The organism is Alcanivorax sp. (assembly GCF_014762765.1).
In the GTDB taxonomy this organism is placed as follows: Bacteria; Pseudomonadota; Gammaproteobacteria; order Pseudomonadales; family Alcanivoracaceae; genus Alcanivorax.
Window position 1 is genome coordinate 19055 of sequence record NZ_JABURH010000183.1, and the last position, 11645, is coordinate 30699.

12 protein-coding genes are annotated in these 11645 nt (G+C 59.8%); 6 read left to right on the forward strand and 6 right to left on the reverse strand.

Translation table 11 applies throughout. The annotated features are described in order from the left end of the window. Both creC and creB read right to left on the reverse strand, forming a co-directional pair. A partial coding sequence (creC, locus tag HUJ17_RS13785; protein ID WP_290511231.1) for a two-component system sensor histidine kinase CreC occupies window positions 1-1229 on the reverse strand: 1229 nt, incomplete at its 3' end. Further along, window positions 1226-1897 (reverse strand): two-component system response regulator CreB, encoded by a 672-nt coding sequence (gene creB / locus HUJ17_RS13790; protein WP_290511232.1) that lies wholly within the window; start codon window positions 1895-1897, stop codon window positions 1226-1228. The genes creB and creC, both read right to left, overlap by 4 nt. A gap of 162 nt (window positions 1898-2059) precedes the next feature. On the opposite strand from creB, the gene HUJ17_RS13795 reads away from it, so the two are divergent. From HUJ17_RS13795 to HUJ17_RS13810, 4 genes are all read left to right on the forward strand, one after another. Continuing rightward, window positions 2060-2677 (forward strand): TetR/AcrR family transcriptional regulator, encoded by a 618-nt coding sequence (locus HUJ17_RS13795; RefSeq protein ID WP_290511233.1) that lies wholly within the window; start codon window positions 2060-2062, stop codon window positions 2675-2677. A 93-nt stretch (window positions 2678-2770) separates the two neighbouring features. Next, on the forward strand, window positions 2771-3736 hold the full coding sequence (locus HUJ17_RS13800) for a nitronate monooxygenase family protein (protein WP_290511234.1): 966 nt from the start codon (window positions 2771-2773) through the stop codon (window positions 3734-3736). A 12-nt stretch (window positions 3737-3748) separates the two neighbouring features. After that, window positions 3749-4132 carry a nuclear transport factor 2 family protein gene (locus tag HUJ17_RS13805; RefSeq protein WP_290511235.1) on the forward strand — a complete coding sequence of 128 codons (384 nt, stop codon included), beginning with the start codon at window positions 3749-3751 and terminating at the stop codon, window positions 4130-4132. A 166-nt stretch (window positions 4133-4298) separates the two neighbouring features. Beyond that, window positions 4299-5396, forward strand: a complete 1098-nt coding sequence (locus tag HUJ17_RS13810) for an alpha/beta fold hydrolase (protein WP_290511236.1) — start codon at window positions 4299-4301, stop codon at window positions 5394-5396. 38 nt (window positions 5397-5434) lie between these two features. Here HUJ17_RS13810 and HUJ17_RS13815 read toward each other — a convergent pair whose 3' ends face one another. The 3 genes from HUJ17_RS13815 to glnK form a co-directional block, all read right to left on the reverse strand. Next, window positions 5435-6634 carry a class I SAM-dependent rRNA methyltransferase gene (locus HUJ17_RS13815; protein ID WP_290511237.1) on the reverse strand — a complete coding sequence of 400 codons (1200 nt, stop codon included), beginning with the start codon at window positions 6632-6634 and terminating at the stop codon, window positions 5435-5437. A 165-nt stretch (window positions 6635-6799) separates the two neighbouring features. Then, window positions 6800-8035, reverse strand: coding sequence for an ammonium transporter (locus tag HUJ17_RS13820; protein WP_290511238.1), 1236 nt, complete (start codon window positions 8033-8035; stop codon window positions 6800-6802). 71 nt (window positions 8036-8106) lie between these two features. Next, the gene (glnK, locus tag HUJ17_RS13825) at window positions 8107-8445 is read right to left on the reverse strand and encodes a P-II family nitrogen regulator (RefSeq protein ID WP_008930504.1); all 339 of its coding nucleotides are present in this window, start codon (window positions 8443-8445) and stop codon (window positions 8107-8109) included. 371 nt (window positions 8446-8816) lie between these two features. On the opposite strand from glnK, the gene HUJ17_RS13830 reads away from it, so the two are divergent. Both HUJ17_RS13830 and HUJ17_RS13835 read left to right on the forward strand, forming a co-directional pair. Then, window positions 8817-9065 (forward strand): accessory factor UbiK family protein, encoded by a 249-nt coding sequence (locus HUJ17_RS13830; RefSeq protein ID WP_035250611.1) that lies wholly within the window; start codon window positions 8817-8819, stop codon window positions 9063-9065. 205 nt (window positions 9066-9270) lie between these two features. Beyond that, window positions 9271-10761, forward strand: coding sequence for a YifB family Mg chelatase-like AAA ATPase (locus HUJ17_RS13835; RefSeq protein WP_290511239.1), 1491 nt, complete (start codon window positions 9271-9273; stop codon window positions 10759-10761). 644 nt (window positions 10762-11405) lie between these two features. On the opposite strand, the gene HUJ17_RS13840 is transcribed toward HUJ17_RS13835, so the two are convergent. Next, on the reverse strand, window positions 11406-11645 hold a 240-nt coding region (locus HUJ17_RS13840), incomplete at its 5' end, for an acyl-CoA dehydrogenase family protein (protein WP_290511240.1).

The window sequence follows — 11645 nt, forward strand, 5'->3', positions numbered from 1 at the left end:
GGGATGGGCGGACCGATGTTTTCCACAGTCAGGCGATCTCCTGCCACTTGCACTGTGAGGGTGGTTTCCGCGTTGGCAAACCGCAGGGCATTATCCAGCAGGTTGAACAGAGCCAGCTTGAGGGTTTCGGCTTCTGCCTGAAGCACACCGTCTTTCACGCTGACGTCCAGATGCTTTTCCGCCAGTAGCGAAAAACGACTGCGCTGCCAGTCTTCCACCAGGGTGGAAATAGTGACGGGACTTTTGCGGGCCGGCAGGCTTTCCAGCTTTTCCAGCTTGGCCATGGCCAGCAACCGGTCCAGCAGGTCGCTGAGGCGCTGGCTTTCGTGGATCACGTTATCGGTAAAGCGAGTCAGTGACGGATCGTTAATTTCATCATGAAGAATTTCGCCGGCGCCGCGAATGGCCGCCAGCGGGCTTTTCATTTCATGAGTCAGCAGGCTCACGTTGTCTTCCAGCCGCGCCCGTTCTTCCAAACGTCGACGCATTGACGTGACCGCATCCGCCAGATCACGAATTTCGTCGTTACCCCGGAATACCGGCGGCGCCGGGCGTTCGTTATTGGCCACCGCCTCCGCATAGCGGCGCAAACGGTTGACCCGGCGACTGAGCCACCAGGCCAGCAATACTCCAAGCAGCAAACAACCGAACAGGGCCAGACCGCCATACAACATCAGATGACGCTCCGCGCGTTGCACAAAGGGCTCAATGGCACGACCCGGTTTGCCCAGGCTGATCACTCCGATCAGGCTGCCACTATCGCGGACTGGCGCGGCCACATACATCACCGATGTGGAAGGATCATCCGGATCGCTGCGAGTGGTGCGTGCCCCATAGCGCCCTTGCAGGGTCAGATGCACATCGTTCCAGCGGGAAAAATCCTGGCCTTCATCTTTTCCTCTGGAGTCGAACAACACCAGACCGGTGGGGCCGGTAATATAAATGTGGGTGTGGGTGCGATCTTTTTTCAGCCCCCAGATATCCGCATCCGGTGTGCGCCCGGCATAACGATTGAGCGCCTGACGCAAGGACGGGGTAATCACGATTTCGCCGTTATGCGCATCCTCGGCAACGATTTCCGCCAGCAGATTGGCTGCGTCTACCAGGGTTTCTTCGGCGGACTGGCGCACCAGTGGCTTGGCCTGGCCGAACACCATATCCAGCACGAACCAACCTACCAGCCCGAGAATCAGGAAATAGAAAACCAGCAGGCGCTGCCCGAGTTTCATTCGGCGTCGCTCTCAATGTAATAGCCGATACCGCGGCGAGTAGCGACAAGATTCTCACCATCCAATGGGCGTAATTTCGCACGCAAGGTTTTGATGTGAGTATCCACACTACGCTCGAAGCTGTCTTCATCACTGTCGCAGATATCCAGCAATTGCGCCCGGGTGAATACCTGGCCGGGATGTTTCAGCAGGGCGGAGAGAATACGGAATTCGGAACGGGTAAGTGCCAGTTCGGTGCCACGAAACAGGATCCGCGCACCCGCCTCATCCAGTTGCCACAAACTGGCGGCACTGTCATCGGCGCGAGGAGCAAGCCGCTTGAGAATGGCACGAATACGCGCCACCACTTCGCGGGGACTGAACGGCTTGGTCACATAGTCGTCGCCGCCCAGCTCCAGACCCAGGATGCGATCCACCTCATCCTGGCGAGCGGTGAGGAACAACACCGGCACCTGGCTGGACTGGCGCAGCTGCTTGAGCACCTCGAAGCCGTTCAGATCCGGCAGACCCACATCCAGCACCACCAGATCAAAGGCCCGGGAGGTGAGACGCCCAAGCGCTTGTTGGCCAAGCGGCACATGGTCCACCGAGAAATGTTCGCGCTCCAACGCAAACATCAGCGGCTCCGCGATGCGCGGTTCATCATCCACAATCAAGATTCGGCTCACAGCCATTCCCCTGCCAAGACACTGGCATCATAACCACAGAGGCCGAAGGGCCCAAGGGAGGATGTCACTGTTCACCCAACCGGCATATGGCTGGCGGGTTTCGGCGACGGCCCGCTCTTCGTTTACACTGTAAGCCCAACCCCCGGCCCCGGAGCATCCCCCTTGGCGAAGAAGCCCAAAACCGATGAAGAAATTGCCGCTTTCCGCGACAAGGTCTGTGATGTGGCCACCCGGCTGTTTATCGAACGGGGGCCGCAGAATGTGACCATGCGTCAGATCGCCAGCACCCTCGGCGTCAGCCCGATGACCCCCTACCGCTATTTCCAGGACAAGGACGAGATCCTCGCCACCGTGCGCGCAGAAGCCTTCCACCGTTTTTCCGCCAACCTGGAACAAGCCGTACAGCAAGCCCCGGATGCCCGCGCCAAGGCTCGAGCCGTGGGCGATGCCTATGTGACCTTTGCCAAGACCTACCCGGCGGCCTATCAGCTGATTTTCTCGTTCACCCAGCCCGACGAAGAGCGTTACCCGGAGCTGCGTCAGGCCAATCTCCGTGCCCAGGAAACCATGGTGGCCTACGTGCGCGAAATGATTGACGCCGGGCTGCTGGAAGGCGACGCCCAGCTGATCGGCTATATGTTCTGGGCCACCCTGCACGGCATCGTAGTGCTGGAGCTGGCCAGCGGCCTGCGCGGCATGGATGGCGACACCCTGCGCGAGAAGATCATGCGCACCCTGTATGCGGGCATGCGTGTGAATCCCCCTACCCTGGAGCATTGACCGATTCGCTCAGCGGCCTGGGCCGGCATGACTTGACCTTTAACTTATACGGTGTAAATTTTACAGGGTAAATCAATTACTGGAGGACCCGTCATGTCCCTGCCCGCTTCTATTGCTGACCGCCTGCGCCTGCCCGTGATGGGCTCACCCCTGTTCATTATTTCCAACCCGGATCTGGTGCTGGCCCAGTGCAAGGCCGGCATCATCGGCTCCTTTCCTTCCCTGAATGCCCGCCCTTTATCGCAACTGGACGAATGGCTGCACCGCATTACCGAGGAACTGGCCGCCTGGGACCGGGACCACCCGGACCAACCCGCCGCCCCCTTTGCGGTCAACCAGATCGTGCATCGCTCCAACGACCGCCTGGAGAAGGATCTGGAGCTGTGTGAGAAGTACAAGGTGCCGATGGTGATCACCTCACTGGGCGCCCGCGTGGAAGTGAACCAGGCGGTTCACGGCTGGGGAGGAATGGTGATGCACGATGTGATCAACGATCGCTTCGGCCGCAAGGCTATCGAGAAAGGCGCCGACGGCCTGATCGCCGTGGCTGCTGGCGCCGGTGGCCATGCCGGTACCCAGTCTCCCTTTGCCCTGATCCAGGAACTGCGCACCTGGTTTGATGGCCCCCTGGCCCTGTCCGGTTCCATCGCCAACGGCCGCAGTGTGCTGGCCTCCCAGGCCATGGGCGCGGACCTGGCCTACATCGGTTCCATGTTCATTGCTACCGAAGAAGCCAATGCGGCCCAGGGCTACAAACAGATGATCGTGGACAGCCGTGCGGACGATATTGTCTACAGCAATCTGTTCACCGGGGTGCATGGCAACTACCTGGCACCGTCCATCGTCAACGCAGGGATGGACCCGAACGATCTGCCGGAAAGCGACCCGTCTGCCATGAACTTCGGCTCCGGCGGCGATTCCGACAAGAAAGCCTGGAAAGATATCTGGGGCTGCGGCCAGGGCATCGGTGCTGTGGACGCCATCCAAAGCGCCGGTGACGCTATCGCCCGGCTGGCGGACGAATACGAACAGGCGCGCCGCGCATTGAATGCGGCCTGAAGGAGATAATCCATGGCGAATATTGATGCCTGGCACGCAGTGGTAAAAAACCGCGACCCACAGGCGCTCAGTGAGCTGATTGCCGATCAGGCAGTGTTCCATTCACCGCTCGTGCATACACCGCAAACCGGCAAGACACTGACCAATGCCTACCTGACAGCGGCCTTGCATGTGCTGCTCAACGACAGCTTCCGTTATGTTCGTGAAGTCCATGACGGCAGGCATTCCGTGCTGGAATTTGTCGTCGAACTGGACGGCATCGCCGTCAACGGCGTGGACATGATCCAGTGGGATGAAGACGGAAAGATCATCGACTTCAAAGTCATGATCCGCCCCTACAAGGCCATTGAAGTGGTACGGACCCGCATGGCCGCCATGCTGGAAAAACTGAAATAACAGCCTCTGTCGCGGCGGCCCCGCCGCTCCCACAAAAGCCTGATCGCATCACCGTGGGAGCGGCCGTTTGGCCGCGATCATCCGGCTGCGCAGTTGCCGGGCCGGCCATTGACGATTCATCGGAAACCCGGCACGTTCACTTCCTACCGCATGGAGCGCCGTACCAGTGACTATCATTATCGTCATTCTGCTAGCCAGCCTTGCCGTGGCGTACTACCTGAAAACGGCCGCGCGCAAGCCGCAGCTGGTGTTCCGGGATACCGGCTTTAACCGGGACATGCTGACCCGGCTACCGCAGTTATCACAACGGTTTTTCCCCACGCCCTGGCTGTTCAACACTCACCTGCAATTGATAGTGCTGGGAATGAAAAAAACCTTTTCCCCGGCGCTGGATTATTCCCACACCGATATGCTCACCATGCGTGACGGTGGTACCACCTCACTGGACTGGATCGGTCTGGATACCGCCGCCGACACCCCCACCCTGCTGGTCCTGCATACCATTACCGGTTCACCGAAGAGCATGCGCGGGCTGGTAAGGGACCTTCATCAGCAAACAGGCTGGCGGGTGGTGGTCTGCACCCGGCGCGGCCACGGCGACTTGCCATTGACCGCACCTCGCATCAACACCATGGGCGACACCGATGACTTGCGCGAACAACTCGCTGTCATTCAGCAACGCTATCCGCAGTCTCCCCTCTATGCCGTAGGCATCTCGGCGGGTTCCGGGTTACTGGTGCGCTACCTGGGCGAAGAAGGAGAAAACGCCCCGTTTCGCGGCGCCATGGCCTATTGCCCCGGCTACAACATCGAGGTGGCGTTCCGGCGCGCCCGGCAACCTTACAACCGCATGATGGCCCGCAAACTGGCACGCACCTTTGTCACCGCCAATGCCGAGGCGTTCAGCAAACTGCAAACCTATAACGCCTGTGCCAGCGCCCCGGATCTGCATGCGTTTCATACCCACCTCCATGAAATCGCCGGTTACCACAGCCACGCCGATTTCCTGCAAGCCAGCAATCCCATGGTTGTCATGAAGCAGATCACTATCCCTCTGCTGGTGCTGAACGCGGAAGACGATCCGGTGTGTGTGATCGGCAATGTGCGCGAATACGAATCGCTGGTGCGGGACCTGCCCCGTACCCTGCTGGTGATTACCCGCAGAGGGAGCCATTGCGCTTACTTTGAAGGCTGGCGACCACGAAGCTGGGCCAACCGGTTGATCGCGGATTTTCTGATGAATCTGGAGAAAACCCAAGGCTGACTCAGTCATACCAGTGAGTCAGCCCGGCTCGCGTCGGCCTACAGAGAGAAGTTGATCCGGCAGAACCAGCTTTTCAGGTAGGAGGTTTCCACAATGGCCGGGTGCACCGGGTGATCCGGCCCCTGCCCCTGGTAACCGATCACCTGCACACTACGGTCAATGTGGCGAGCACTGCTGTGGATCACTTCCAGCAAGCGGTCTGCCGGCATGTGCATGGAGCATGAAGCAGAGATCAGGTACCCGCCCGGCTTGATCAGGCGCAGGGCCAGCTCATTGATGGCGTGATACCCGGCCAGGCCGTTCTTGAAATCCTTTTTGCGCTTCACGAACGCCGGCGGATCCAGCACGACAAGATCATACTTTTCGCCATCGGCGATCAGCTGCTTCATGGCGGCAAAGGCATCGCCCTGGATGCTGCCCACCTTGCCTGCTACCCCGTTCAGTTCGGCATTGCGGTGCACATAGTCGATGGCAGTTTCCGAAGCATCCACGCAGGTCACTGATTCTGCTCCTGCCAGTGCTGCCTGCACGCCCCAGCCGCCGCAGTAGGAAAACACGTCCAGCACCCGTGCTCCCCTGGCCAATGGCGCCATGGCCTGGCGGGCACTGCGGTGATCATAGAACCAGCCTGTTTTCTGGCCTTCCGCCAGCGGTGCCACAAAGTGGGCGCCGTTTTCGGTGAGCGAGACTTCGTCGACCAGATCCCCTTTCAATGCCTTGGTGTAGCGCTCCATGCCCTCGATTTCCCGGGCCGCCGCTTCGTTTTTGGCAATGATATGCGTGGGGCTGAGTACCGCATCCAGGGCACTGACGATGGTCTCCAGATGCGCTTCCATGGCACCGGAGCCGGTCTGCACCACCAGTACATCACCGAAACGATCCACCACCAGGCCCGGCAGGCCATCGGCTTCACCGAAGATCAACCGGTAGCTTGGTTCTTCGAAGAGCGTTTCGCGCAGGGCCAGTGCCTGTTCGATGCGTTTCTTGAAGAAGCTGCGCGACAGCTCCTGCTTCACATCCCGACTGTAAAGACGGGCAGCAATCAGTGAATGAGGGCTGAGCAGGGCCCGGCCCAGCGGCTTGCCCCGGCTATCTTCCACCACACAGGCAACGCCGGCGGGTAGATCTCGCAGCGGGGTATGGCGGGTGTCGATCTCGTTGGCATAGACCCACAGATGGCCGGCTTTAAGGCGGCGCTCTTCATTCTTGCGGAGGCGGATAACAGTGGTTTCGGTCATGGTGTCGGCAAGCAGCTGGCGGCAAAGGGGGCATCATAGCACAGGGGGCAAGCGCCTCTGATCCCCATCAGAAAGAGCGCCGCCAATAACCTGAGGGGGATTTTTGAAAACAAAAAAAGGGCGCCCGAAGGCGCCCTGTCATTTCAAGGAAATCGTTGTGAAGGATTAACCTTTCACGAATTCCGGGTAGGCTTCCATGCCGCAGTCAGCGATGTCCATGCCTTCGTACTCGTCTTCCTCGGAAACCCGGATGCCCATGACGGCTTTCAGGATGCCCCAGACGATCAGGCTGGCCACGAATACCCATACGAAGATGGTGACGGCGCCGATGATCTGACCAGAGAAGGACACATCACCGTTGGTAACCGGTACCAGCAGCAGACCCAGCAGACCAACTACACCGTGTACGGAGATGGCACCGACCGGATCGTCGATCTTGAGCTTGTCCAGGGTCAGGATGCTGAACACTACCAGCACACCACCAGCGGCACCGAACAGGGTAGCCAGCAGCGGAGTCGGGGTAGACGGCTCGGCAGTGATGGCAACCAGACCGGCAAGCGCACCGTTGAGCAGCATGGTCAGATCAGCCTTGCCAAACAGGATGCGGCCAACGATCAGGGCAGCAACAGCACCACCAGCGGCGGCAGCGTTGGTGTTCAGGAACACCATGGCCACAGAGTGCGCGCTTGCAGCATCGCCCAGCTTCAGTACGGAACCGCCGTTGAAGCCGAACCAGCCCATCCACAGGATGAAGGTACCCAGGGGGATAGCGTGCACTTCACCGTTCGGACCGTATTTGCCTTTACGAGCACCCAGCAGCAGCACACCCGCCAGCGCAGCAGCAGCACCAGCCATGTGAACGATGCCGGAACCCGCAAAGTCAGAGAAGCCCAGGTCGCCCAGGTTGTACATGCCAAACACGTCGGCACCACCCCAGGTCCAGGAACCTTCCAGCGGGTAGATCACACCGGTCATGAATACCGCGAAGACCAGGAAGGCCCACAGCTTCATGCGCTCGGCAACCGCACCGGAGACGATGGACATGGCGGTAGCCACGAACACTACCTGGAAGAAGAAGTCAGAAGCACCAGAGTAGACGGAATCACCATCGAATCCGTTCTCGGTAGATGCGCTCAGCACACCGGCCAGATCGAAGGCTTCGATACCGTCCAGGAAGATGCCGCCGCCGTACATGATGGCGTAACCGCACACCAGGTACATGATGCAGCTAATGGCAAACAGCGCCACGTTCTTGGTGAGAATTTCGGTGGTGTTTTTCGCACGCACCAGACCGGCTTCCAGCATGGCAAAGCCGGCAGCCATCCACATTACCAATGCGCCACACACCAGAAAATAAAAGGTGTCCATGGCGTACTGAAGTTCAAAAATTTGATTTTCCACAATGCAACCCTCCGAAAATGGAAGCGTGTTCTCTAAACCCTGGCATGGGTCGATTTACAACACGGTAAAACTTAAATCGCGTCCTCGCCGGTCTCGCCGGTACGGATACGAATGGCTTGCTCCAGGGAGGTGACGAAGATCTTGCCGTCACCAATCTTGCCGGTATTGGCAGCTTTCGCGATGGCTTCAATCACCTGGTCCAGAGAGGACTCGGCAATGGCCACCTCGATTTTTACCTTGGGCAGAAAATCCACCACGTACTCGGCACCCCGGTACAGCTCGGTGTGACCTTTCTGGCGTCCAAAGCCTTTCACCTCGGTAACGGTGATGCCTTGCACGCCGATCTCGGAGAGTGCTTCACGCACGTCATCCAATTTGAACGGCTTAATTACGGCAGTAACCAGTTTCATTTCATTCTCCTCAGCTTTCACCGCGTCCGGTGTCGTCCGTTTCACTTCGAGCCCCGTTATGGTTCCCGATCCACAGTTTGCTCGAACGCTCTGACCCAATAAGTGCACGACCCATGCCAGGTTTAGAAAATCATGCATTTTCAGTGGGTTATATCCCGATCCCGGTTCAGGAAACGGGTTCGGCGCGCCATTATAGCGCACCACCTTGGGGCGGGTTCCAACTTGGTGCAGCGCTGCTGCCCTGCACCGCCGGTGCCGCGCCAGCGGACACCGTGCTACCATCCGCTCACCAATACAAGCACCGCCGCCACAGACCGCATTCCCGGCGGCCCGGGCCAGCCATTGCCCCTGGTCCCCGATGGAGATTCACGATGCCTGACCAACCCTTTATCGACCGCCTGATGGCCGACATCAGTGGCCGTCTGCCCACCGACCTGGGCGGCCTGCGCAACGAAGTGGAGCGCAATGTACGCAGCGTGCTGGCGGAAGCCGTGAGCCGCCTGGATCTGATCACCCGGGAAGAGTTCGATATTCAACAGCAGGTATTGATGCGCACCCGGGAAAAACTGGAAGCGCTGGAGAAACAGGTGGCGGAGCTGGAGAAAACAACGGACGCCTGACGCCCGGTATTTTCCCGTAGGAGCTATGCTTGCCCCCCAGGGGATCTACGACATGCGAACCTGCTCGCGATTGCGGGTGTTCGCCATGCAGGCATCGCTCCCACAGAAAGTCCGATTTCCTACATCTGCCGCCGCCAACCTCGCACACGTACCGCCACCTTCTCCCCGTACACTGGCTCGCAACCCCTGAATTCTGTGAGACCCCGTGACGCACGCATTGCTCTACAGCCGCGCCCCGCTCGGAATCCAGGCCCGTGAAGTGCGGGTGGAAACGCATCTGGCTCCGGGTTTACCGGCCTTCACCATTGTCGGCATGGGTGACACCGCGGTGAGGGAAAGCCGGGACCGGGTGCGCTCAGCACTGGTGAACAGCGGCTTCGAGTTCCCCCAGCGGCGCATCACCGTGAGCCTGGCCCCGGCGGATCTGCCCAAGGATGGCGGCCGGTTTGATCTGCCCATTGCCCTGGGCATCCTGCTGGCCAGTGGCCAGCTCGGCAAGCTGGACAGCAACCAATACGAATTTATCGGTGAGTTGGCATTAAATGGTTCCCTGAGCCCGGTACCCGGCATGCTGCCCTGCGCCCTGGCCTGCCAGCCCACCGGCCGCACCCTGATCGTGCCCCGCAACAACGCGGATGAAGCGGCTCTGGCAGGCGCCCGCACCGTGGCCGGAGACCAACTCGCTCAGGTGTCAGCCCATTTGGTGGGCCAGTCTCCGCTGCCATTTCACGATCACCCGGCACCGGAAGCCATTACCTATGAGGGCGGCTGCCTCTCAGAAATCCGCGGCCAGGCCGCTGCCAAGCGGATATTGGAGATTGCCGCCGCCGGCGGCCATTCCCTGTTGCTCAGCGGCCCGCCCGGCGCCGGTAAAAGCATGCTTGCCTCACGGCTGCCGGGTCTGGTGCCGCCATTGCACCCGAAACAGGCACTGGAAGTGGCGGCCATTCATTCCCTGAAACAACCCCGCCCGGCCCGCCTGTTTCACCAGCGCCCCTACCGGGCGCCCCACCACACTGCTTCGGCCACCGCCCTGGTGGGCGGCGGAAGCCACCCGCGCCCGGGAGAAATTTCCCTGGCCCACCACGGCATCCTGTTTCTAGATGAATTGCCGGAGTTCGATCGGCGGGTACTGGAGGTATTACGCGAACCGCTGGAAACCGGCGAGGTGAGTATTGCCCGTGCCGCCCAGCAGCTGACCTTTCCGGCCCGCTTTCAATTGATCGCCGCCATGAACCCCTGCCCTTGCGGGTATCTGGGCGACCCGGAAAAGGGATGCGGCTATCGTTGCGACAAGGCCAAACGCTATCAGAACAAGCTGTCCGGACCCTTGCTGGACCGCATTGACCTGCACCTTGACGTGCCTGCGGTGGAAGCCCGGGAATTGCTCGGTGATCGGCAGGGCGAAACCAGTGACACAGTCCGCGCCCGGGTCCGACAGGCCTGGCAACGGCAATGGCAGCGCCAGCGACGGCTGAACCGGGAACTGGGCAGCGATGATCTGGACCCGCTGCTGCGCCCTCACCGGGACTGGCTGGCCAGCGTCATGACCCGCATGGGGTTGTCAGCCCGGGCCCTGCACCGCAGCGCCCGGGTGGCACGAACTATCGCCGACCTGGCCGGGACAGACACCGTCGACCGGGACCATCTGCGCGAAGCCCTGAGCTACCGGCAAACGGTAGCGGATACCCAATAACCCGTCCCGGATTTGCTGCCGCCACCTCACTGCCAGTCAGCCGGCGATCAGTATCGCCACCAGCACGGCCAGCAAAGACAGTGGCACGATGATGAGCGCGCCCTTGAGGCATTTCTCCATATAGAGATGTCTGGTGTATTGATCCAGCATGATGCATTTCCCCACAACCCGTTAAAATGGCGATCGCGCGACTACCCCCGTAGAACTGCGCTTTTCTTTTTGTTGTTTCTGGCTCGCCCCAGCACACGGCCCCAAGCAGCGGCCGGTTCGTGACTAGCGTTGCGGCTGTCACCCGCCCCGGGGCAATACGTGACGCAAGTCACATCAATTTTTTGCAGATTATCACAGTTATGAAAAAACAAGCACTTCCGGATTGACATGATATTGCAGGCAATGATGACCGCAGATGACAAACGAAAATCTTGCAGGCCACCGATACGACTGTCGGGAGAGGGAGGAAGAAACTGATTACCGCGCCTTGGTCAGGCGCAAGAAAAGGCATAGCGGAGATGGGACTTTAAGCCACGCCAGGTGGTAGCTCGCAATTAATCTACAGACGGATCATAGCTCCCCTGCCACCTCGACCGGATGACGGCACACTGGGGCAGGGGCTGAATGACAGGATTACTGCCAACAGGACGAGATCAACCCCACTGAAAGAAATCGCGTTTCTCTTTCAGGTAGAATCGTGACAGCACCATCTTGTGCACTTCGCTGGCACCATCCACCAGACGCGCCTGCCGGGCATAGCGGTAAATCCACTCCAGCAGGGTGTCCTTGGAATAGCCGCGGGCACCACACAGCTGAATCGCCGTATCGGCAGCCTTGTGCAGGGTGTCGGCCACATGGATCTTGGCCATGGATATTTCCTTCTTGGCAAAATC